Source organism: Bradyrhizobium cajani, assembly GCF_009759665.1.
Taxonomy (GTDB): domain Bacteria; phylum Pseudomonadota; class Alphaproteobacteria; order Rhizobiales; family Xanthobacteraceae; genus Bradyrhizobium; species Bradyrhizobium cajani.
On the sequence record NZ_WQNE01000007.1, the window covers coordinates 108,700 to 130,827 of the forward strand.

A 22,128-nucleotide genomic window follows, 5' to 3' on the forward strand; every position below is an offset into this window, starting at 1 on the left:
TCTCATCCCTTACTGCACCCGCTCATCGGCCGCTTTCTTGACGGTCGAGAGCTCGGTCGAGACGACGCGAAGTTCCACATCCCTCTCAGCAGCCTTTGTGCTGGTCAAAGTCAGGGCGGCGATTTGCCGTTGGAATGCCGCCTCTCCAGCAGCTTCAGCAGCGGTGGAAGCGGCTGCAGCAGTAGCGGTGCCGGCTGCTCCACCTGCAGTCGAGGTATGAGACGCACCAACATTTTTAGCCATACTATTCTCCTCTGTGCTCGAATTTCGCCGCGACGTGCGGCTCCTATTTCCTAACGTCGCAACATGCGACGTCAGGAATCCTCCTCTGTCTCGGCCATGACATCGTCGAAATGGCTCATTGCACTATTCGCAACTTGGAGAGCAGCGGCTCCCAAAGCGGCGCTGAACGCTTGCTGCATAGCGGCTTCGTGCGAGTTGCCACCCGGAGTGGACGCGCCGCCGTTTACGGGAATGTTTGCATCAGGCGATCGGGCATGATCGTCGCGCTCGCCAGGCTTCTGAGATCCTTTTTTGCCGCCGCTTTTGCCGCCAGCCGCATGGAGGTCAGCATCAACGTGCCCAGCGGCGTTAGAGCTCGTAACGCGCATCGGGTTCTCCTATGTCAATTCGATCGTGCCAATGGAGGCAGTTTCCGCTCTGCACTATGCAAGTATTAGCTTTCGACAAGCTGACGAGTCGTAGAAATGCAATGAGCCGATGGTCGATCGTCATTATACGTCTTCACCAGCCGACCGTATTTGAACAAGTTGCCCGCGAAAGCTGGAGATCAGATGGTTAAGACAAACAATCGTTTGTGAAGAAGCACGTTGCTCATCGTTTCGAAAGCTTCAATAGCGGAATACCAAAGCCGCCACTAACAAAAACGTTTTAGGCCGACATGCTGTAATCTCGGGCTCACGTCCCTTGCGATGCCTCCGAGCTCTTTCGACAATTTGCTTGCAGTCAGGCGAAGCGGCATGGAGCTTGACCTGGTCGGAGCGAGGCGGAAAGCCAGAGTGACGGCCGATTCAGCGGCCAAGAGCGCTCCCTCGGTCCTGGCTCGCCCATAGCAGATCCGTCAATCGCGACCTACTTTCAGGGAGACCGAGCAGAAGCCCGCCAGTCGAGAAAGAGCCCTTCGGATTTCTACCGCTCTGGACCAATGTGCTCTCGATCCTTGCGCAATCGGCAGGCTCCGCGGCTGCGGCCGACTGGCGCGTAGTGTTAATGCATCGCGGTCTCGAGTGCGGCCAGCATAGCTTGTACGCAGTGAAGAGCCGAAATAAGTTCCTCGGATTCGGGGGCGGTCTCAAGTATGCTGGTAGAGCTTGCGCGACCTACTGCTCGGCAGAGAGGCCCAACCGCGCGGAGGCCGCGCAAGCTCATTACCGTTTCCAGCGTGATCCTGAGAAGATAGCGTCGCTCCGCCTAGGCGTTAGCGCCTGCAGCTTGTAAGCGCTCGGATTCGATGCGAGCCTTTAGGTTATTCAGATAATCCTCCGCGTAGGACTGGGCCATCGAAACAGGCAGGTTGATGCCGGCCGTCGCGGCTTCTTGAATTGCCTGCTTCACCAAGCCTTCTCGCATTGCTAATTTGACCTCAGGTCCGGCGATGCAGCCCACCGCCTGTGCCGCAAGGCTCAGCCCGGCTTCTTCCAGCGCTTGCTTTATGTTGCCGCCACTGATGGCAGTGTGAAGAAGATTTGCAGCTTGCGCCTCGGCTTCGAGCACCATTGACGCCAGATCGGCCAATTCACCCAAGCCTGGAATGAAGCCAAGTACACCGACTGCCGTCGCGGCCCAGTCGAATACCTTAGAGCCAACTTTGAGCACGTCATTAAGTGCGTGCATGAAGGCGCCACCGTTCTTTTTGGGAGACTTGATGTCGGGCTGGTCTGCCATGCCCATCGTCATGTCCGCGACAGCGTCCTGCTCGGCAGGCGTTCGGACGGCATGCGTCTTCACTTGGTGAACGGTGCGGTTCGCACCCGACATGTTGTTGAAGAACTGGTTGAAGTCGCTGTTGCTGATGTTGCCGGAATCGACCGTATGGCCACCACCGAAGTCGAAGAACTTGTGGTGGGTTTTGTAGCCCGTAATCGCGTTGTTCATCAACCCGAACAAGACAGGATCGGAGAGCAGCTGGGAGGCCGCCTTTCGCACCTCAGGCGCGAGGCTCTTATCATCGACCATGCTCGCCAGCTTTTCCCGGGTCAGGTCACCCTTTCCGAAGAAAGCGTTTTTGTTCTTGCTGATCGTATTGAGCGTATCGAGCTCGGCTTGCGTGAGATTGATCGATGATGAAGCAACCTGCAGGAAGTCCTCTTTGTGGACCTTGTCTATCGAGCCACCGTACAACTGCTTCCATTCATCCGGGTGGTCGAGGAAGTATTGAGCGGCCGCGAGGACCTGTGGCGGGCATTTGCCGGTTTTAGCTTCGCCGTCGACGATCCGCTTGAAATCCGCAAGGCTCAGGTTCTTAGGCAGGTTGTCGGCATAGCGATAGAGCTCGCGCAATGCATTGGTCTGGGTCATAACCGATGGCTCGCCATTCCGGGTGCCGTCGGAAGGGATGTAGTTTTGCGTATAGCTCTCTGCCCGCTGCTCCTGGAAAGCAGCAACCTGAGGGTGGTGATCGGAGAAGCCGGAGAGATCACCTGCTTTGATCTTCCCGCCGCAGCGGCCGTCACCTTGCGAGCCTATCGCATAGAAGAGCTCTGGGTCCTGTTGCAACGCCTCGATCGCCGCCTTTAGATCCGGCGGTGTGGAGGGATCGTTGGCCAAATCTCCAAGAGATTTCCAATCCAGCGGGCATTTGTCTTTGTGTCGGTTCAGCACCGACACAATCTCCAGCTCGGCATCAGTCAGTGTGCCGCTGTTCCACGTGATCCTGGAGCTTTGTACGGGTGCCTCTGCAATCTTCGGCGCGCTCGCAGCGGAGGAGGACTCCGCGGAGGATGTTTCTGGGGCCTGCTGACATGCGTCCAGTGCGGCCTTGATCTCCGGCGGAAGGATGTTCCGCACCTCCTGCGTGAGTTCCTCCGTCAGCTGCTTGACCGAGTCTGCAGCCGGCGGATCCTGTGGAGTGGAACGGTCATCGGCATTGTCTTTCAACGAGAAACTAGCCAGCATCGCCTCGAAGTTTGAAAGATCCCGCGCCGATGAGGGTCCGGGGGCCAGACCGGACAAACTCGAGCTGGCGGTTAGCGATAGGTTGTTGACTGACATTATACGTCCTCTGATTTGAGATCGCACCACAAGCCGGTCATGTGGCGCAGCCCGAGAATCGCGACGAACAACGAGCAAGAAACACTCGCTTCCGATTGCTCAGTGCGCCCCCAGCGCTCGGTTCCGCTACAATCTATAGGCACATCGCCGTCTAGATATTCACGCCACATGGTAGGTTCGATTAGCTTTCCAAAAGCTGACGGCGCCCAGAGGTTTCACAACGAGACGCGCAATGGATGGTGTGCGAGGCGGTGATGGGTTCTCGATATCGGAATCGGCTTGCTTGTTATGCTCGATCGCTCGCCTCCGGGCCAACTAGGTCGATTAGCGAGGCCGTGTCTGCCGCTCTGCAGATGGTCACGTGCGCTGATTCGTGAAACAACGTCGCAGGTCTCTGCAGCATCCTATGGTGAAATCACCCACGCGTAGCGACCTCGCGCCTGCGCCCAACGAGAGTGTTGGCGCTTGCTTAGATGCTCGAAAGAGTCCGACGGTATTGTGCGGACCCTATTGCCCCGAGCGGATCGAAGCTCAGCTGCACTCCGCATTCTTCATGTCATCATGCTTAGCCGATTGGCGAGTGTTCGCTCGAACCTACGGGTCAAAGGCAAGGGTCCAGCGACGGTTTGAGACGAATAACACCTTCTTCTCGCCATTCCGCCGTGTGAGGCACACCCAGGATGGTGAACGTTGTTGTCCGGACACCCCTGGTAGGTTTGAGATCGCAGCTTCTTAGCATTTCGATCTGAGCGGGCGTAGCTGTTTGGCCAGTGAAGACCCAGTCGTCCTTGGCGCGACGACCGTTCGCCATGGCGAAATCTCCAATTTCCGCCGGAGCAACCCCTGCGTGCAATGTGGGCCCGGCTTGAGACGGTCCAGCGTGAGGTGAGCCGGCCCGCATGAACCAAGGCTCAAGATCTTGCCAAACTCCGAGATCGGAGGCGTCCGCGCGGTGTTGAGCGATCGGCTGTTGGGAATTGGACCGCTCGCCGCCGCTCAATGATGGCTCGACACGCGATGCTGCCTCCGAGTTCCTGCCCAATTAGGCCCTGGCTGTATTCGGGTATTTCATGCAATGCCATTAGTTCACGCTCAATCTCCCTTGGACCGGCGGGCGATGAGGACGAGTGGGACGCTGGGCTGTTGTCCGCCCGGCTTAGCGCGTCGAAGTCCATCCTGTTCCTCCTTTTGGACAACGGAGTGCCTTTCATTCTTATGCGACGAAGCTCATTTGCATGACGGACTTCATGCAGTTGTTCAAAAGCTCGCATGAGGCGCTAAAGTGGCAAAGCACGCTCACCGATGCTGCTGGCTAGAATTCTGGTTCGCGTAGTGGCTCCGGTTTGGACGTTTATTGCGCCACCTGCGGCATCGGCCATCTACACATCCGCGCTCTGAAAATGCAGCAGTAGCTTTCGAAAAGCTGACAGAGGGCATAAGCAGACGCATTGCATCTCTTCCAGGCCATCCATTGCCATCAGGTCATTTCTTACCTGCATCAGGTGTGTGAACCACGCCATCTTGATGTGGTGCCTCCGGCGAAGGAGCATCGTTCGGTCGTCCTTCTCGAATGACCACGCTGGAGGATCCCCGAAACAGCATCAAAACCGACTCGTGCGGCGGCTTTTCGGTACCGCTCGGGCTTCGCCGTGCCTGTGCCTCCGCCGCAAGTCCTTTTACTGTTTGCTCCACAAGCGCGACAAAGCGGGGTGGACCGGAGGCGAAGACGAGGCCATCTCCCGGTACGGGTCTCACGATGTAACGCTCGTCGGAGATGTTGAGCGCATCGAGTGCCGCCTTGAACGCATCAAAGCTGATTGGACTCAAGACCAAAAGGCGGCTTTGCGCCTCATGCGCGTCGGATACGTAGAGCACCAGCCCATCGTAGTACCATTGAAGATTGTAGAGATTAATCAACCGTTCGAGGAACTCTCGCGGTGGGAGATCCGGCATTCGCCCGCGAATCCGCCCCTTCACCCCGGTGCTGACATTGACCCTGATCTTTAGGTTGTTGCCGAATTCCTGCAGTGCGGCCCCGAGGTCCTGATCCAGAACTGTGTAACTATAAGGCGTCGATGGCAGCGCCAGGGGAGCGCCGAGCGCCTCGACGACGCCAAAGCAAATGAAAACACCAGCGTAGAGAACTTTCGTCAAGATGCGCAGCCTTGTGGATGGGATGAGTATTCCAGCTATTTTTGCACTTGAGAACAAGCACCGGAATTCGTCCCAAAATGTGGAAGCCGATGCTTCGTCCCAGATTGGAAGCTACCCGTGATCATTAGATGACAGATGCTCGTCAGTTTTTGGTCAGCTTGCTTCTCCAAGGTGCGGCCCTTCGTGTGAACGAACGGCTCATCTCACCACGTGACAGAAATGATTTCCTCCATGCTGTTTGGCGTTACGTCGATCTCTGCCAACTCCGTCGAGTGTGCCTCCAACGGCTGTTCGCCGGCACACGCTCAGTTTGGCGAGAGTCTTGCGCAGGCGGCCTCCAACCAAGGTGTCGCCTCTTCTGTGACCGAGCACGCGCCAGCTCCATCGCTGCCGGAAGTGCAGCGCGCACTGGCGCCGGCGAGCCCGCTAGGCGATCGCGTCCTTCAGAGCATTTCTGCTATTCACCAGGGCAAACCATTTCCGTCGGGTGCAGTTTCTCCGGCGCTCGTCGGCGAGCCTGATCCTACCAAGAATCTGCAGCTTGGGCCGGCCGCGCAACCGGTCTTACGTGTGCAGCAAGTGGAGGTACATCCAGTGGGCAAACCGGAGGGTGCGGATCATTTCGACTCGGCGCTGACGAATCTGCGGGATGTTTACAACGGCGTCATCCAGGTTTCGCTCATCTCCAAGGGGACAGGTGCTGTCAGTTCATCCCTGAATAAGCTTCTATCGGCGGGCTGAGTGGGCCGTTGGCTGTCTTAACGAAAGACAAGATCGGTAATGGCCGGCCCGCAAGAAAGCGGCTTGATGCTCTCGTCCTGTTGCTGCTTTCGCTGACCCTCGCCGGTTGCAAAGCTGATCTGTATACCAAAGTTCAGGAGCGTGAAGCCAACGAGATGCTTGGGCTGCTCCTGAGCAAGGGCGTCGATGCCATCCGTGTCGTCGGTAAGGATGGGACCAGCACAATTCAGGTGGAAGAAAGGCAGCTCGCCTACTCAATCGAGGTGCTGAATGACCATGGCTTGCCGCGCCAATCCTTCAAGAGCCTCGGTGAGGTGTTCAAGGGGGCGGGCCTCGTTGCGTCCCCGGTTGAGGAGCGAGCCCGCTACGTCTACGCTCTCAGTGAAGAATTGTCGCGCACGATCAACGATATCGATGGGGTTCTCTCCGCCCGTGTTCATGTCGTTCTGCCGAAGAATGATCTTTTGCGACAGGATGCAACCCCGTCCTCGGCGTCCGTTTTCATTCGACACGCCTCCAACGCGAAGCTCTCAGCCTTGCTGCCGCAGATCAAGATGCTCGTCGCCAATAGCATCGAAGGTCTATCGTACGACAAGGTGACGGTCGTGTTCGTGCCGGTTGAGCGAGGTCAGCATGAGGCCTCCGTTGTGCCAGCGGCAGCGCCCGCAGAACCAACCAAATTCGTCGCAACTCACATTGCGATCGGTGCAGGAGGTGTGCTCGCCGCGTTGGGCATTCTATCTTACGTACTGCTGAGCACACGTGGGCGACAGCTTCGTCAATCCTGGCGCAAAGTGACAAATCTCGGCAGAGGTGCCAGCAAGCCAGCGGTCCAGTCCGCCGGCAAAAAGCTGTCCTCCGATCCGAAATAGGCGGCAAGCAGGTCCGTATCGATGGCATCCACTGACCCAAATCATTCACTCAACCCGCATCCCGATCGCGTGCGCGAGCTTGCCGCTTTGATTCATCCCGGCCGGTTTGCCGGCCATCTTGATGGGCTCCTGTCGGCCGCCACAGTGCTGCAGTTGCAGAAGTCTCCGAGACTGCAGCAAAGACTGGTCGAATTGCTAATGGGCAGTGAGCTGGTCTCGAACGGAACCGACTGGGGTAAGGACGTTCTGCTCGGGCATGATCCGCGTCGGGCGGTCCTGCTCGCCGGCAGTATCTGGCATGCGCGTTCGGTGCTCAAGCTTGTGTCAAAGCACGATGTAGCGATTCTGATCGAATATATTGGTGCCGAAGCTCATGCTTTCGCAATCCGACACTTATCCAGCGCCGTCGCAACCACATCGATTGACGATCCGCAGAAGCTCGCGAACCAGATTGAACATGACGGATGTGCCTGCCTTGGTGCTTGGCTCAAGGACGCAACAGAGCTTGACCGTTTGCGCGTTCTTTTTCGCTTACCTGTGGGGACCACCGCCGAATCCCCAGCAGCCGAACACCACAATTCAGCGGGTCAGTTACTGTCTTTGGTGGTGGCGCACTTGGCCACGGAGGAGCCAGCGGTATGACGGCCAACGAAACAGTCTTGCAAGCTAGCCCGCGGATACGGCCGCTTGGTCCGCTCATACCAGCCGCGGAACTCGGTATCTGGTACAATGCGGTGCAGACGCGCGCGCTAGCCGAGCGGTATCTGCGGCAGGTTCGCAGTTGGGCAAGAAAAGCCTATCAGCAGGAGCGGGAGCGCGGCCATTGCGAAGGTCTTAGGTCGGGCTCGGACGAAATGGCACAGCTGGTCGCCCGAGCTGCTTCCGATGTGGCCCGGCGAAAAGCCGTTCTGCAACGGGAGTTGCCACAGCTCGTGATTGAGATATTGACCGATTTGTTGGGCTCCTTTGATCCGGGTGAGATGTTGGTAAGGACCGTTCGTCACGCCATCGAGCAAAGATATGGCAGCGCAGAAGTATGCCTTCACGTGTCTCCTGTGAATGCTGATGCACTAAGGCATGAATTCGTGGCGTTCGATGGAACGGATAGTCGGCCGAAAGTCAGAATTGATCCGGACCCGGCCGTGGGGCCTGACCAGTGCGTTCTGTGGAGTGAGTTCGGCAGTGTCGATTTAGGACTTGCCGCGCAGCTCCGCACATTGCGTCTCAGCCTTAACCCATCTTCTCAGGAAAGCGCTCCGTGACGACGCAACGATCAGGCCATGATCAATCGGCCGGAGAAGGAGATGTGCATGCGGCGATAGCATCTCTAAGACTCGCAGCAAAGGATGTCGATACGCGTGCCGTGCGGGGGCGGATCACGCGTGCGATCGGCACCTTGCTCCATGCCGTGTTGCCAGGGGCCCGTGTTGGAGAACTTTGCCTATTGCAGGATCACGCTTCCGGATGGTCACTTGAGGCGGAAGTCATCGGTTTGCTGCCGGACGGGGTGTTGCTGACGCCCATTGGCGATATGGTAGGCTTGTCCCACCGCGCGGAAGTGCTCCCGACCGGGCGCATGCAGGAGGTGTCAGTCGGGCCCGACCTGCTCGGCCGCGTGATCGATAGCTTCGGCCGTCCACTCGATGGCAAGGGGCCGATAAAGACGGTCCACACGTGTCCGCTCCGCGGCAAGGCGCCCAACCCGATGAGGCGGCGTGACATCGAGCAACCGTTCCCGCTCGGCGTTCGCGTGCTGGATGGACTTCTGACGTGTGGCGAAGGTCAGCGGATCGGAATCTATGGAGATGCCGGTTGCGGTAAGTCGACGCTGATGGCGCAAATTGTAAAAGGCGCGGCCGCAGATGTCACCGTGGTTGCGCTCATAGGAGAGCGTGGTCGCGAGGTGCGTGAATTCATCGAACGTCATATTGGAGATGCCCTCGCTCGCACGATCGTTGTCGTTGAGACATCCGATCGATCGGCAATGGAGCGGGCGCAATGCGCTCATATGGCGACCGCACTCGCCGAGTATTTTCGTGATCAAGGGCTGCAGGTCGTTCTGATGATGGATTCGCTGACGCGCTTTAGCCGTGCGATGCGCGAAATCGGCCTTGCCGCAGGAGAACCTCCTACCCGGCGCGGCTTTCCTCCTTCCGTCTTTGCGCTGCTGCCTGGTCTGTTGGAGCGTGCGGGTATGGGCGAGCGGGGCTCGATCACGGCATTCTATACCGTGCTTGTCGAAGGTGACGGCACGGGCGATCCGATCGCCGAAGAGTCGCGCGGCATTCTCGATGGTCATATCATTCTTTCGCGCGCGCTGGCCTCGCGAGAGCATTTTCCCGCCATCGACGTGCTGTCGAGCCGAAGTCGTGTCATGGATGCGGTCGCCTCTGGTCCACATCGCAAGGCGGCTTCCGTTTTTCGCGATCTGCTCTCGCGCTACAATGAGGCTGAGTTCCTGATCAAGGTCGGTGAATACAAGCCGGGCAACGATCCACTGACTGATCGGGCAATCGAGTCAATCGAGGAACTGCGCGCATTCTTGCGCCAGGGACAGGACGAGCCGTCTAGCTTTGAGGAGACCGTTTCATGGATGTCGCGTCTGACGGCCTGAATCTGGTGCAAGCGTCGAAATTGCGGCTGGTAAAGGACATGAGAGAGCGAAGCGCGCTTCGTGAATTGTCGAACATGGAAGCCAGGCGCCAAATTGCGGTCGCAGCGCTGCAGCGAGCGTCTGAGAATCTTAAAGGCGCGGAGAATCGTCGCGCCAAGGCCGAAGCTGAACTTTATCAGGAGCTGGCGTCGCTCGAGATGATGTCCGTGACCGAGCTCGATCGTCGCTGTCAACTCGTCCTTGGGCGGCTGGCAGCAGAGATCGAATCGGCACGCCAGGCGCGTGAGCAGGCGCGCATCGCGCATGAGCAGGCCCAGCGGGCGGTGAATGAGGCGCGGACCATATGGGCCAAGCGTTCGGCGGCGAGCCAGAAATGGCAGGAGATTCAGGGCGATGTCCAGCGCACTACCGCTGTCCGTTCGGAGTTTGCAGCCGAAATCGATGCCGACGATGAGGTTTTGCTCCGATATCGGGGTGGTTCGCGCAGCCAGACGGTCGATGGCTCGAACTAATGGCTGGTTCTCTTATCACGTCGCGAGCTGCGCCCGCGGAACCTCTCGATAAATGCCATGGGTGACCCCGCACTATTTCAGCCAGCGGTAAAGCTGTCGCATGAAGTGGTCTCCTGGCTCAACGAGACCGCCGCACCGCGCACGTTTCCGCAGAGCCGCATCGGCGATAAGCCGCTATCGATCCGTATGAGCCGGCTTGTTTGGCAGGCCGAGCCATACGCCACATCGGTGCTCGACTGCGTATTTTGCGCCGAAGGCGAGACCGCTGTGTTGTCCTTGCCCCGCCTTCTCGTCGAGGCACTGATTTCAACGGTCCAGTATGGCCTTACTTTACCTTCCGACCCAACCCGCTCGCTCCTTCTCGAACTTGCACTGGAACCTTGGCTCGCTGCATTAGAGATCGTGCTCGCGCGGAATTTGCAGCTGATCCGCGTCGAAGACGCAACGGCCAAAGACCCCTATTTGGAGTTCGACGTTACTTTCGGGCCGCTGGCGGCCAAGGCCCGCCTGTTCTTGTTCGCGCCACTTGACGGTCTGGTTCCGTCTGCGTTTCGTCTGTTAGGCGAGTTGATCGGCCAATTACCGCGAGACCTAGGCAAGATTTCTTCGGAATTGCCGGTCGTGATTGCGAGAGAGATCGGCTCGCTGCGGGCGCCCGTCAGGCTTCTTCGTCAAGCACAGCCCGGCGACGCACTGCTGCCCGACGTCATTCCATTTGCCTATGGCCAGCTCATACTCGCTGCGGACAAGTTGTGGGCGCCAGCGCAGGTCGCGGGCGACAGACTTATCCTTCGGGGACCATTCCGCCTGCAGTCCCATCCTCTAAGGTATGCAAATATGACGATACGATCCCAAGCGGAGCAAGCAATCCCGCCCTTGGAAGCCGACATCGACAGCGTTGAGATCACGCTTGTGTTCGAATGCGGCCGCTGGCCCATCCCGCTGGGTACGTTGAGAAGCATCAACGAGGGGCACGTGTTCGAGCTTGGCCGGCAGCTAGACGGTCCGGTCGACATTGTCGCCAATGGTCAATTAATCGGCCGCGGCGACATCATACGTGTCGGTGAAGCGTTGGGCATCCGGTTACTTAGCAAGTTGGCGGTCAATGGGTGACATTCAACCGAGCATCCTTGCGCTTGTTGCGGCGACCGCCGGTCTCGGCCTGCTGGCGTTCGCAGTTGTCACAACAACGGCGTTCATCAAGGTTTCCGTCGTTCTCTTCCTGATCCGCAACGCGCTCGGCACTCAATCCATACCACCGAACATCGTTCTGTATGGTGCTGCATTGATCCTTACCGTGTTCATAGGCGCCCCAGTATTCGAGCAAACCTACAACCGCGTGACCGATACGCAACTTCGTTACCAAACCGCCGATGACTGGTTGACCGCCGCCAAGGAAGGTAGCGAGCCGCTGCGCGCCCATCTCAAAAAGTTCACCACTGAGGAGCAGCGCACGTTCTTCCTCTCGTCGACGGAACATATCTGGTCGGAGGAGATGCGCGCCAACGCAACAGCCGATGATTTTGCGATCCTCGTGCCGTCCTTTTTAATCTCGGAGCTTAAGCGTGCGTTTGAAATCGGTTTCCTTCTCTATCTTCCGTTCATCACGATCGACCTGATTGTGACGACAATTCTGATGGCCATGGGCATGTCAATGGTATCACCAACAATGATATCCGTTCCTTTCAAGCTCTTTCTGTTCGTCACAATCGACGGCTGGTCGCGGCTCATGCACGGATTGGTCTTAAGCTACGCATCGCCGGGGGGGTAAGATGGACGAGGCCAGCATCCTCACCCACCTGAGCCGATCATTGGTCCTGTTCATGATCTGGGTTCTACCGCCGCTCCTGGCAGCCCTCGTGGCCGGATTGGGTATTGGCATCGTGCAGGCAGCAACCCAGCTCCAGGATCAAACCTTGCCGCTTACCGTGAAGCTCCTCGTCGTCGTCGCCGTGCTCGTTCTGTTTGCTCCGGTGCTGAGCGCGCCGCTGATCGAGCAAGCCCAGCGTATCTTCACTGAGTTCCCTGCGCTCACAGCGAGGTATTAGTGCACGCAGAACGCAGGCCTGTCTAAGTTTCAGCTATAGCGTCGCGTTGGTTAGCCTTCATTGCGAACCACAAAAGAGCGAGTTCGTCATCTTATCGAAAGCTCGCCTCACTATTATGAGACGGATAGACATCCGAACTGTCCTGTTCGGCTCTATGAGCCTGACGTATTCGGAGACGAATGACCCCATTTGGAATTTCTATCCGTTCGATTCAGGTTTGCTTACGATGTGATGGAATTACCTGCTGAGAACTGGTCCTCGATGCACAGCCTGGCGAATTGTCGACGCAAGTGAACCGGCAACCGCTTTGATTGCAAGCTGCCCCGCGATTCTGGCATTCTGGTGAATGAGCCTGCGAATGAAGGTACCGCTCGTGACCGATCTCCATAGACTGCGAAATTGATGAAACCTTTGAGGCCCCCAGGTCTCCAAACCGCGCTGCGGCCGGTGAGAGCAGAAGAAGCGTGGCTTGTAGGCCGCGCGCGATTTCGCCGGTGCTCTCATCGAATGGTCATACTTCTGCGCCGGATGGCTGTAGTCATATGGATGGTTGAAGCCGAAGTCGTCTGCCTTGTGGGAGGCCTGTCGCTCTGCAACCGCGCGGGACGCGAGATCTGCAGAGTTCTTGACGTCTCACATCATGGCGACGTGAGTGCGACGGTTGCATTGGCTGAAGGAACGACGAACTGAGCTCAAATGGATGCCTTGTCACCCAGCGAGACGCAAAATCTGATTCAGACTGCTGTCGAGTTCGTCGTTGCGGCCGGACTTGGCGCGGCCCGGGCCCTCGGCATTATGCTGGTTCTTCCGGTATTTACGCGACCGCACATTGGCGGGATTATCCGCGCAAGCGTGACGGTTGTGATTGGATTGCCTTGCTTGATGCAGATCAGGAACGGCTTGCAGACACTAGATCCGGGCACCCGTATGGTTGCGGTCTCGCTCCTCGGTTTGAAGGAGATATTTATCGGCCTGCTGTTCGGTTTTCTGCTTAGTATACCACTTTGGAGCATCCAGGCCATTGGTGACATCATTGACACCCAGCGCGGCATCTCCAGCCAGGTGGACGATCCTGCCACACGCAGTCAAACCGCCCCGATGGGGCTCTTTCTCGGGACTGCCGCGGTTACGATCTTCGTTGTATCAGGAGGTCTGCAGACCATGGTCAGATGCCTCTATGGAAGTTATCTGATCTGGCCCGTGTATCGGCTGCTACCGCCCCTGACTCACCACGGGGCAATGGAGTTTATCGGGCTTCTCGACCATATCATGCATACGACCCTCGTGGTTGCCGGCCCCGTGCTGGCTCTGCTGCTTCTGATCGACGTATCCCTCATGCTGCTCGGACGCTTTGCGCCGCAAATCAAGCTGAACGATCTCTCTCCGACCATCAAGAATGCCGCCTTTGGCATCATTATGGTCAGCTACGCCGTCTTCCTGATCGAATATATGGGAGCAGAGATCATTCGGTTCAACGGCGTGCTGGAGTGGCTCGAGAAGTTCTTGAAATGAACGACACGAGCGAAGAAAAAAAACTTCCACCAAGTCACAAGAAGCTGAGGGACGCGCGTAAGAAAGGGCAGAGCCCGCGGAGCGCCGACTTTGTGACCGCGGCAAGCCTTTGCGCTGGTTTCGGCTGCCTGTGCTTCAGGGCGGGCCCGATCGAAGACGGATGGCGCGAAGCCGTGCGGCTCACCGACAAGCTGCAGGAACAGCCGTTCAACAGTGCGGCCCGGCAGGCGTTGGTCGGATTGATGGACCTTTCTATAACAGCCGCGGCTCCCATCGTAGGTGCGGCGGTTGTCGCGGCGATTCTGGCCGGTGTCTTGGCCGGCGGCGGGCTGACGATTTCGGTTGAGCCGCTTAAACCCAGCTTTGAAAAATTGGACCCCGTCAAAGGGCTGAAGCGCATTGTCTCCCAGCGGTCGGTTGTCGAGCTTGGAAAGTCGATCGTCAAAGTTTTGTTTCTTGGCGCTACGTTCGTTTTCACTGTGCTCGCAAGTTGGAGGGCACTGGTATACTTGCCCGTGTGCGATTTGAGCTGCTTTGGTCTTGTCTTTAAAGAGCTCAAAGTGCTGATCGCGATTGCTGCCGGCGCTCTTCTGATTGGCGGCTTGGCCGATCTGCTCATTCAGCGTTGGTTGTTCTTGCGCGACATGCGCATGACACAGAGCGAAGCCAAGCGCGAGTCCAAGGAACAGGATGGTAATCCGCAGATCAAGGGTGAACACCGCAGGCTCCGCCGGGAGTCGGCGAACGAGTCTCCGCTCGGCATCCATCGGGCGACAGTGATACTGACGGGGCGAGCGACATTGATTGGGCTGCGCTACGTTCGGGGCGAGACCGGCGTCCCGGTACTGGTGTGCCGCGGCGAGGGCGAAACGGCTTCACAGTTACTGGCGCAGGCGCGTGCCCAAGGTCTGAGCATTGTCGAGGATCATGTGTTGGCGCGTCAGCTGATCCGAAAAGCTGCGATGGGCAAGGCCGTTCCGATGGAGTGTTTCGAGAGGGTTGCAAAGGCAGTCTTTGCCGCCGGCCTAGTTTAGCGTCGTACAAAACAGCGATGCGCTCAAATCTCTGGTCAACGACCCAACTGTCCCAAAACCTGATCTGCAAGCTGCACGATCCCAAGGAAAGGATCGAGCAAAGATTGGATTCCAGGAGGCTGGTCGGCCGATTCCAAGACTGATATGGACAAGAATGATCAACCGACGTTCATGCTGCTGGGGTCTTACGAGCCGCTTATTGGGTTTCTGGCGCAACCCTGTTATGCGTTTCATCCTCCAAATTGCTCCTGTTGCCCGCCGACGTGGCCCCACGTGCGGTGATGGGAAGCACTGCACGATCACCACTGGTCGGCATGACAGCGCCATTGCCTAATAAGTCGCCAGGTTCATTGACCATGACCGCAAGGTTATTCCGGACTGAGCAGCCAAGGGTTGGATTGAACGAATTGTCGTTCACTGTAGGACCGACAATGGAGAGCGAGGGGCAGACCCGAGGATGGGCTTCGAAAGTGATCGCTTCGATCCTCACCCCGGAACGAGCCGGCAAATCCACACGAGAAGCGGACAGGCGGATGTTGTAGGTGGCAACGCCCATGGCGCGAGCCTCGTGGGCCACCTGTGCAATGAGTCTGGGTGGGCCGATGACACCCACATGGAGGGCATCCCGCCGGCCGCGACTCGTCGCTGCAATAAAGCTTCGCAGCCGATGCCGTTCGGGGCCACGAAGGCTCTGCAGGAACAGCACGCTACTCTTCTGCTCGACCTGGATCTCTTGGTCAGCCGGCGCGGGCTGGATCGAGGCAGTATTTGCGCAGCCCCCCAATGTTGCTCCAATAACGATCGGGTAGCACAGATGTCCCAAAGTCATTTGGCGATCCTTATTCGATAATAAAGCCGGCGCTGCCGGTCAATCCTGGTGCGCTGGCGCGGGGCGCATTGCGCTCTCGCGGCGGCCCTGCAACCGTGTTCGTCAAAATCCGCCCCGCGTCTGAGGGCGGTGAGATGCGGTCGCTCGGCGCACTCATCCGGTTCGGATTCGGTACGGGCCGCACGATGTAGGGCGTGACAATAATGACCAACTCGGTTTCACGTTTTTGAAACGATGAGGAGCGAAAAAGCGCGCCCAGGATCGGCACATCGCCGAGCCAGGGAAACTCGCCGATATCAGTGTTGAAGTTGCGCCTGATGAGGCCGCCGATTGCAAAGCTCTGACCGCTGGCGAGCTCGACCACCGTGCTCGCCCGCCGAGTCGAGAGGGCAGGGACCGCCATGCCATTGATTTTGACTTCGCCTTCGCTCGACAATTCGCTGACTTCGGGCTTCACACGGACATTGATTTGATTATTGTTGAGAACCGTCGGAACGAACTCGAGGCTCACGCCGAACTGGCGAAATTGGACGGAAACCTGCCGGTTGTCCTGCATCACCGGAATGGGGAATTCGCCGCCGGCGAGGAAGCTTGCGGCTTCGCCGGACATGGCCGTTAGATTCGGCTCAGCCAGGATTGAGGCGAGGTGCTCGCTCGCGAGAGCGTCGAGAACAGCGCTCAGGTTGGTATTGCCGGCGCTAAACCCAATCCCGATCGTGCCGCCGCCGCCGGCCGCGCCGGACCCACCCCCTTTGCCGGTCACAAGGAAAGCGCCGTTTGGGCTCGAGGCCGTGAAGTTGATGTTGAGATCCTTGACGGCGCTGCGGGAGACTTCTGCCACCCGTACGCTGAGATTCACCTGCAATGAGCCGGCGACCTGGATCTTGTTGACAACCAGCGCGCCCGCGCCAAGAAACTGCTCAGTGACCTTCCTGGCGGTCTCGACGACGTCGGCATTAGGCGCCGTACCGCTAAGGATCGCGCCGCGCGGGGTATAACTGACCTGAATTGGATAGTCGCCGACCTCGGCCTTAAGCGCAGCACGCAGATCCTCGATCGGTTGGGTGACGACAACACGTAGCTCGGCGAGAGCCTCTCCGTTGTCGTTCAGGGCAAACAGGCTCGTCCGTCCGGCCTTTTTGCCAAACACGAAAATCGTGGTGTTCGATGGCGCCTGATAATCCGCAATCGCCGGGTCGGCTATAAAAATGCTCGCAGCCGGCCCGGTCAGATGAACTGTCTTGCCCTGTGAGGAGGTAAGGTTGATCGTGCCCGTGGTGCTGCCAGGCGCCGCACGTGGCGGTTCCCCTTTGCTATCGCGCCTTGTCTGAGCTGTGACAGCAAGCGGAAATAGCAGAGCGAGTGCGCACAGGACGTACCTGAGGCGGGGAAAAACGGCATAGTGCGAGCCGATGGCGATCATCGGCGGCTCGCCGGCGTCATTGTTAGCCACGTTCAAGGGAGTGCTGCTTTCAAGTTCGATCGGCTAGGCAGCCGATGCTGCGCCGATGAGTTCGAGGGTGTAACCGACACCACGCGCGGTCTTGATCCTCAGCGTTGCGCCCGCTTGGCTCAAGTGCGTGCGTAAGCGATAAATTCCGACTTCCAGCGCGTTGGTCGAGACCTCATCGTCAAATGCATACAAGCTATCTTCGAGCGATGCGCGCGGCACGGTACGGCCCGCGCGGTTGAGCAGATGTTCAAGAATGCACACTTCGCGGCGCGCAATTCTCAGTATTCGACCACCGATCGAGACTTGTCTTGCGATCGGATCGAAATGCAGATTCCCGAATGTCACAACCGGCGCCATCATTTGCGTTGACCGTCGCAAAATGGCTCGCATGCGGGCAATGAGTTCGTCGATAGACACGGGCTTGGGCAGAAAATCATCCGCGCCCGCATTGAAGATCGCAATCCGCCGGCTAAGATCATTGAGACCGCTCATCATCATAGCCGGCATTGATCGTCCCTCGCGCCGCAACTGCTTCAGCCAGTCCAATCCGTCTCCATCGGGCAAAGCCGATTCGAGCAGGACCATGTGGTAGTTCGCGCAATCGAGCGCGGCCGCCGCCTCATCCAGCGTGCGGGTCACGTCGACGGCGAAGCCACAATTTAAGAGCGCTTCCTTCACGTCGCGGGCAAAGTCCGCATGATGATCAACCAAGAGAATTCGCATTCATCTCCTCTCGTCCGTCCTCGGCAGGACTTGAGCGTGTCACGCTGACCATGAGATTCGGCGGAACCCAGAGGCTGCCGCTTTGGCGTGAATTCGAAAAATCGTAAACGACACGCAAGACGTTGCTGGCGGGCGACCCATGTCTGCGCGTCCATCGTCATCGGATAGGCGGCGGCCGGCGGCGGATCGCCTGTGCGGGCGGGCGCGTTTCAAAATTTCCCTTACGCCGGCCAGAGCTCTGCAAGCTCTCACGAAGCCAAGAGTCCTGGCCGCGCGCTGATGCATCTGTAGGCCGAGCATAGCCGCGCCTGCACGCACTACACGAGCGCCTGCAGTAGCGATCGCGCCAAACCGCCCGAACGAAACGAAAGCGCAGGCGAGAGCGGCTGTATTTGCCGCCGAACAGACTTGCGAAACCGACATTGGAAACTCCCCAAGTTCGCCTTGACCGCGGTCAGTCCTGCAAGGCTGTTGAGCCCGTAGTGTCGTCAAGTCACGACAACGCAATTTTTCCGCGTTTGAAGGCACGCACTATGCATCGGCCAATGGCTGGAAAAGGCCAACATGCGACGAAACGATCAACACGCCCATCTGCGGGATAGACATCCTCTCGCTAGCCGGTGATAGCCAAGCACGGCGTCAACTGTCCCGAAGTTCGGTCGCTCCGGAGACGTTCTCCGCCGCGGTCGAGCGAATGGTGCGAACGAAGGGCAGATTGAGCCCGGCGTTGCTGTCTGGCATTGTCTCAGCTGGTTGCGCCGCCTCCGTTTCGTCAGACAGAGTGAACGGCGCAGGAATGATCTAATCTCAAGCTTGGACTCGGCCTGTGCTCGGCATAGGTGAAATAGCGATTGCCCGCGTTGTTCTCGCGCGCTGGATCCTGGTCTGGCTGCGAGAAGGACGCTGCGTCCTGCGCTCACAGAGCAGATAAGCGACGTAAGCTCTGAAGGGGAGCAGTCGAGTAGTGTGGCGAGGCGGATCGGCTGAGCATGGAGGTTTTGAGACGTTCGCAATTGTTGCTACCTGTCAGGAACAGTTCACGCGAGCGGATTCTGTCGCGAGACTGTCGGAAATCCTACAATCTGACGCTGCGGGAGATTCAAGTGCCTTTAAAGGCTCCTTGTAGCGGTGCCCTCAAATTCAAAATCGTTGTGAGGCAACGGCGACACAGTTCGGCCATGCCGTTGACCTGCGCGTGGCAGTCGGTCTCGCTCTGTCCAACGTCGTGAACATTTGTCCGTCCAATTGAGCGTAGCGCCAGAAACCCTTTGAAGTGCGCGAAGAGGCAGTCGTTCTTACTAAGCTTTGGGTGAGCCATGACCCTAGGATCGGGCGATCCGATCCGCCTCATACGTGGCAATTTAGCGGGAAGACCGTGGCGAGGCGCGGGATGCGTCCATGTGACGATAGGAGCTAACGTCCGAGATGCAGACGGCCGATCGCGCGAGCCAAGTTGTTCGGCAAGGGACTGAGGAGAGAATCGATTGCCAGACGTCAAATGCGGCCTCCATACATTGCGATCGACTATGGGGCTCTTAGGCGTGCTCGGCAAAATCGATTGTTTTGATGGAACACATCCAGGTGGCGGATCGGCCGTACTGCAACAGCGCCGCTTGCTGCGGACCAGTGAATACCTGATAGGATCGCCGCCGAAATACCTGTTGGTTGGCCGCGCGGTTAATGTCAGGCCGGGCTAGCTAAGGCGGGGCAGCGTTCAGCGGCTTACCTCGCCGGCCAACCGTGGTGGCAGCTAACAAATTGATGCCGGGCGATGTCACAACGCAGCCAAGGCGCCAGGATGCTCCAACAAGCGCGCAGGGGAGAGAGGATGGTCCGGCGTCCCCGCGTCCGTCGGTGCTGTATCTTCCGGCGCAGCTCTCAACCGCTGTACCGCTCGATCGGCGCATTGATCGGGTCATCCGTCACCCCGCCATTATGCTCAAGCTGTTATGCGTGAGGCGGAGCTGGTGCGCTGTTTTCCAGTTCTTCCTGCTTGAACGCCAACGAACCTGCCAAATGGCGCAGTCGACAGACGATCTACTCATTGCTCTCGCGGTTATAGGGATTTGCTTCGCTAGCGGTCCGGTAGCTTTCCAAATTGCCGCCCAGGAACAGGCGATCGGTTCCTCGGGCTGGCGTTCTGCCCAGTGAGCACATCAAATCGACGTCCTCATCGATGTTGTCCTGATCTTCGGCATTCATTCCAAGCCCAATGCTACTCAGCACGCCGTCGGTGGTCCAGACAGTTGGCTTCGGTACCGTGTAGGTGTGCAGCGCGTCCGCATTGTTGGCGATCGCTCTCGCCCAAGGATCGCGAGAAACGGCGAGTTTTGCCGGATCCTCGACAACGATACGAAGGGGAATGCTGTTGTCTTGGCGCGCATATGCCAGCTCGGTCCATAGGATACCGCTCCAGAGGATCTCCAACGGAAGAATGATCCCGAGCCGTGGTGCGGACATGCGGTATTGCGCTCGTGTTTTCTTCCATGCGTGGCTTGCAATCATTGCCCTCATTCTGAAAACGCCGCAGTGTGACATATGACGACCCCGCCACCTCGTCGAATAGGCGGTCCCGATCGACAGGAGCTGCGGTCGCCGATGATCAATGTGCTGTTTGTTTCTCGGCAAGGTCGATCTCTTTCCGAAGCGCTTCAAGAGTGGCGCCTGTCAGTGTTGCGGCAACCTGAGTGCGTGCGCTGACAATGATGAGACTGGATAGCGACTAATTTCCGGATCACCTCGTTTGGCGCAGACGACGACGTGGAAACCGCGTGATTTGCCTCTAAGGAGACTGAATCCGAGGTCGGGTAGACCGAACATGAGTCGTTTAGATCCAAGTCATTCAGCTGCTGCTCAAAGCTTTCTTGATCTTCTGAACTGTGTGCCGGTGCGCCGGTCTGTGCGTTAAGCTCGTCCGATTGCCAGTCGACACTGTGCGAGTGCTGCAGCGCGTCGTGAACCTCAAAGGGAGTGTCTGCGGCATTCCGCGGATCAACACTCATTTCTCTCTCTCCCTTCGAGTGCCGGCTGTCGGCGTAGATTGTTGCAGGTGCTTCTTTCGAGAAGCTGACGGACCAGGAAGGAAGCCATTTAGGTTTAGCCTTTTGAGGGATGCCGAATAGGGTCAGTCAGTGAAGCGAGCGGTCAGCTGGCGGAAGCCGCCCAAAGCAACGGATCAATTGTCGGTGCCGCCTTGTGTCTTCTGGTATTGCTGTTTCGACTAGGCCGAGATCGGGCGCCTTGACGGAGCTTGATCCGACCGCCGCGTCAGGTTCGCTCCACCACTTCATTGCGGACCCGTCGTCCAGGGCAGACAGTCCTAGCACATATCAAGATGGACAAGCTGGCGCATGCGGCTGGTCGGAGTGTTCTTTCGGAGATCGTCTGCTTATGCAGCAAATGTGAGAACTGCATGCTCTCGGTCGTTGGACCTGCGATGGAGGAGTGAGATCGGTTGCCGTTTTGTGGTTTCCAAGCGGCAGACGCTCGATCAGATCGTTCTAGTCGACGTCGCGCGAGGCTAAGCCACTTCCGCAAACCTGACATACGAGGTCGTGATGTCAGAATAGCCATCACAACTACTTGCGCCTGGTTGCGACAGGATGTTTTTGTCGCAGGCGCGAGCGCGCTTGATGTCTGAAATCAGCCAAACGGTTTGCGAGCACGACGTCTTGAAAAATGAGATCTGTGGTACTTATCGAGGGAGAAGAGCATATGAAGTGTACTGGCATAGGAGTGACGATCCTGTTGTCCTTGCTTTCGGCCGCAAGCGTGAGCGCGCTGGCGAGAGCCGATGAGCCCTCGCCGAAATACACCGAGGTGCTCAATGCCCTGCAGGCCGGGAAGAATGTGAAGCTCATACTGGACATGAGCCGCTGTACCACCGCGGAGGCTGGCAAGCCTGCGTCGGCGACGCAGGCCGGTCTGGTCATCAATGCCTTCAGGGTGACCGCCCAGAACGGCATCAGCTTCGCCAATGCGCACCAAACGGTCGACAGCTCCGGACATGCCGTGACCGAGTACATCCGCCATAGCCTCAGCCGCGAAGGCAAGCTGACGGTGCGAGCCTCGAAGCTGGTCGTCGGGACCACCGAACTCGTGTACCAGGGCGAATTCATCTGCGAACTGCCGGATGGCGCAAAGTTCATCTGGTAACGAAGAGCACAGGACAGGGGAATGCGCTTCGAAGGCTTGATACTTTAATCGTGTGGACACCTTCGCAAGCCATCACACGGATCGTTTCGATCGCCAGGAACGGCCAGAGTGTTTCTGGCCGTCTTTTCGTCGGAAGAGGCATCGAGTTGCACGAACTTGCTGCAGTTCGATCAAGGCAACTTACGAGGGCCGTCGATCTCGATTCGATCTCAGTGATTGGAAGATCGGCGGATCAGGCTATCGTGTATGG

At 58.0% G+C, this 22,128-nt stretch carries 20 protein-coding genes; 12 read left to right on the top strand and 8 right to left on the bottom strand.

The annotated features are described in order from the left end of the window. Positions 1–9: 9 nt before the first annotated feature. The 4 genes from GPL20_RS11535 to GPL20_RS11550 form a co-directional block, all read right to left on the bottom strand. Positions 10–243 carry a nodulation protein NopA gene (locus GPL20_RS11535; protein ID WP_157329631.1) on the bottom strand — a complete coding sequence of 78 codons (234 nt, stop codon included), beginning with the start codon at positions 241–243 and terminating at the stop codon, positions 10–12. A 71-nt stretch (positions 244–314) separates the two neighbouring features. Next, the gene (locus tag GPL20_RS11540) at positions 315–611 is read right to left on the bottom strand and encodes a hypothetical protein (RefSeq protein ID WP_157329632.1); all 297 of its coding nucleotides are present in this window, start codon (positions 609–611) and stop codon (positions 315–317) included. Positions 612–1,431: 820 nt separating this feature from the next. Then, the gene (locus tag GPL20_RS11545; protein ID WP_373568186.1) at positions 1,432–3,231 is read right to left on the bottom strand and encodes an HrpF/NolX family T3SS translocon protein; all 1,800 of its coding nucleotides are present in this window, start codon (positions 3,229–3,231) and stop codon (positions 1,432–1,434) included. Positions 3,232–4,713: 1,482 nt separating this feature from the next. Further along, positions 4,714–5,385, bottom strand: a complete 672-nt coding sequence (locus GPL20_RS11550; protein WP_157329633.1) for a secretin N-terminal domain-containing protein — start codon at positions 5,383–5,385, stop codon at positions 4,714–4,716. A 219-nt stretch (positions 5,386–5,604) separates the two neighbouring features. Between GPL20_RS11550 and GPL20_RS38770 the strand changes: the two genes are divergently transcribed. The 11 genes from GPL20_RS38770 to GPL20_RS11605 all read left to right on the top strand — a co-directional run bounded on the left by GPL20_RS38770 (position 5,605) and on the right by GPL20_RS11605 (position 14,718). Beyond that, positions 5,605–6,126 (top strand): nodulation protein NolB, encoded by a 522-nt coding sequence (locus tag GPL20_RS38770; RefSeq protein ID WP_246250353.1) that lies wholly within the window; start codon positions 5,605–5,607, stop codon positions 6,124–6,126. Between the two features lie 32 nt (positions 6,127–6,158). Continuing rightward, positions 6,159–6,998, top strand: coding sequence for a type III secretion system inner membrane ring lipoprotein SctJ (sctJ, locus tag GPL20_RS11560; protein ID WP_254124953.1), 840 nt, complete (start codon positions 6,159–6,161; stop codon positions 6,996–6,998). Between the two features lie 21 nt (positions 6,999–7,019). Then, a complete protein-coding gene (locus GPL20_RS11565) occupies positions 7,020–7,640 on the top strand; it encodes a nodulation protein NolU (RefSeq protein WP_157329634.1) in 621 nt (206 codons plus the stop codon). Further along, complete coding sequence (gene sctL, locus GPL20_RS11570) at positions 7,637–8,260, top strand: type III secretion system stator protein SctL (protein ID WP_157329635.1); 624 nt, start codon at positions 7,637–7,639, stop codon at positions 8,258–8,260. The genes GPL20_RS11565 and sctL overlap by 4 nt, the downstream gene beginning before the upstream one ends. Continuing rightward, a complete protein-coding gene (gene sctN, locus GPL20_RS11575; protein WP_309143194.1) occupies positions 8,257–9,612 on the top strand; it encodes a type III secretion system ATPase SctN in 1,356 nt (451 codons plus the stop codon). Before sctL ends, sctN begins: the two co-directional genes overlap by 4 nt. Then, entirely contained in the window at positions 9,588–10,124 is a 537-nt protein-coding gene (locus tag GPL20_RS11580; protein WP_100233325.1) for a hypothetical protein, read from the top strand. The genes sctN and GPL20_RS11580 overlap by 25 nt, the downstream gene beginning before the upstream one ends. Before the next feature lie 57 nt (positions 10,125–10,181). Next, complete coding sequence (sctQ, locus tag GPL20_RS11585) at positions 10,182–11,237, top strand: type III secretion system cytoplasmic ring protein SctQ (RefSeq protein WP_157329636.1); 1,056 nt, start codon at positions 10,182–10,184, stop codon at positions 11,235–11,237. Further along, the gene (sctR, locus tag GPL20_RS11590) at positions 11,230–11,895 is read left to right on the top strand and encodes a type III secretion system export apparatus subunit SctR (RefSeq protein ID WP_100233327.1); all 666 of its coding nucleotides are present in this window, start codon (positions 11,230–11,232) and stop codon (positions 11,893–11,895) included. Before sctQ ends, sctR begins: the two co-directional genes overlap by 8 nt. 1 nt (position 11,896) lies before the next feature. After that, on the top strand, positions 11,897–12,172 hold the full coding sequence (locus GPL20_RS11595) for an EscS/YscS/HrcS family type III secretion system export apparatus protein (protein WP_027563378.1): 276 nt from the start codon (positions 11,897–11,899) through the stop codon (positions 12,170–12,172). A gap of 696 nt (positions 12,173–12,868) precedes the next feature. Beyond that, positions 12,869–13,684, top strand: a complete 816-nt coding sequence (gene sctT, locus GPL20_RS11600) for a type III secretion system export apparatus subunit SctT (RefSeq protein ID WP_157329637.1) — start codon at positions 12,869–12,871, stop codon at positions 13,682–13,684. Then, on the top strand, positions 13,681–14,718 hold the full coding sequence (locus GPL20_RS11605; RefSeq protein ID WP_157329638.1) for an EscU/YscU/HrcU family type III secretion system export apparatus switch protein: 1,038 nt from the start codon (positions 13,681–13,683) through the stop codon (positions 14,716–14,718). Before sctT ends, GPL20_RS11605 begins: the two co-directional genes overlap by 4 nt. 196 nt (positions 14,719–14,914) lie before the next feature. Here GPL20_RS11605 and GPL20_RS11610 read toward each other — a convergent pair whose 3' ends face one another. The 4 genes from GPL20_RS11610 to GPL20_RS39470 all read right to left on the bottom strand — a co-directional run bounded on the left by GPL20_RS11610 (position 14,915) and on the right by GPL20_RS39470 (position 20,228). After that, the gene (locus GPL20_RS11610) at positions 14,915–15,547 is read right to left on the bottom strand and encodes a CpaD family pilus assembly lipoprotein (protein ID WP_100233330.1); all 633 of its coding nucleotides are present in this window, start codon (positions 15,545–15,547) and stop codon (positions 14,915–14,917) included. 10 nt (positions 15,548–15,557) lie between these two features. Beyond that, a complete protein-coding gene (locus GPL20_RS11615) occupies positions 15,558–17,006 on the bottom strand; it encodes a type II and III secretion system protein family protein (protein WP_157329639.1) in 1,449 nt (482 codons plus the stop codon). Between the two features lie 27 nt (positions 17,007–17,033). Continuing rightward, positions 17,034–17,723: a response regulator gene (locus GPL20_RS11620; protein ID WP_100233332.1), complete on the bottom strand. Its 690-nt coding sequence runs from the start codon at positions 17,721–17,723 to the stop codon at positions 17,034–17,036. A 2,037-nt stretch (positions 17,724–19,760) separates the two neighbouring features. Continuing rightward, positions 19,761–20,228, bottom strand: a complete 468-nt coding sequence (locus tag GPL20_RS39470) for a hypothetical protein (protein WP_246250355.1) — start codon at positions 20,226–20,228, stop codon at positions 19,761–19,763. A 1,230-nt stretch (positions 20,229–21,458) separates the two neighbouring features. Between GPL20_RS39470 and GPL20_RS11630 the strand changes: the two genes are divergently transcribed. Continuing rightward, positions 21,459–21,878: a VirK family protein gene (locus GPL20_RS11630; RefSeq protein WP_254124917.1), complete on the top strand. Its 420-nt coding sequence runs from the start codon at positions 21,459–21,461 to the stop codon at positions 21,876–21,878. Positions 21,879–22,128 lie beyond the last annotated feature (250 nt).

Coding starts and splice junctions, on each gene's coding strand:
- GPL20_RS11535 (WP_157329631.1), bottom strand. CDS start 243: ATGGCTAAAAATGTTGGTGCGTCTCATACCTCGACTGCAGGTGGAGCA.
- GPL20_RS11540 (WP_157329632.1), bottom strand. CDS start 611: ATGCGCGTTACGAGCTCTAACGCCGCTGGGCACGTTGATGCTGACCTC.
- GPL20_RS11545 (WP_373568186.1), bottom strand. CDS start 3,231: ATGTCAGTCAACAACCTATCGCTAACCGCCAGCTCGAGTTTGTCCGGT.
- GPL20_RS38770 (WP_246250353.1), top strand. CDS start 5,605: ATGATTTCCTCCATGCTGTTTGGCGTTACGTCGATCTCTGCCAACTCC.
- GPL20_RS11565 (WP_157329634.1), top strand. CDS start 7,020: ATGGCATCCACTGACCCAAATCATTCACTCAACCCGCATCCCGATCGC.
- sctL (WP_157329635.1), top strand. CDS start 7,637: ATGACGGCCAACGAAACAGTCTTGCAAGCTAGCCCGCGGATACGGCCG.
- GPL20_RS11580 (WP_100233325.1), top strand. CDS start 9,588: ATGGATGTCGCGTCTGACGGCCTGAATCTGGTGCAAGCGTCGAAATTG.
- sctQ (WP_157329636.1), top strand. CDS start 10,182: ATGGGTGACCCCGCACTATTTCAGCCAGCGGTAAAGCTGTCGCATGAA.
- sctR (WP_100233327.1), top strand. CDS start 11,230: ATGGGTGACATTCAACCGAGCATCCTTGCGCTTGTTGCGGCGACCGCC.
- GPL20_RS11595 (WP_027563378.1), top strand. CDS start 11,897: ATGGACGAGGCCAGCATCCTCACCCACCTGAGCCGATCATTGGTCCTG.
- sctT (WP_157329637.1), top strand. CDS start 12,869: ATGGATGCCTTGTCACCCAGCGAGACGCAAAATCTGATTCAGACTGCT.
- GPL20_RS11605 (WP_157329638.1), top strand. CDS start 13,681: ATGAACGACACGAGCGAAGAAAAAAAACTTCCACCAAGTCACAAGAAG.
- GPL20_RS11610 (WP_100233330.1), bottom strand. CDS start 15,547: ATGACTTTGGGACATCTGTGCTACCCGATCGTTATTGGAGCAACATTG.
- GPL20_RS11620 (WP_100233332.1), bottom strand. CDS start 17,723: ATGCGAATTCTCTTGGTTGATCATCATGCGGACTTTGCCCGCGACGTG.
- GPL20_RS39470 (WP_246250355.1), bottom strand. CDS start 20,228: ATGATTGCAAGCCACGCATGGAAGAAAACACGAGCGCAATACCGCATG.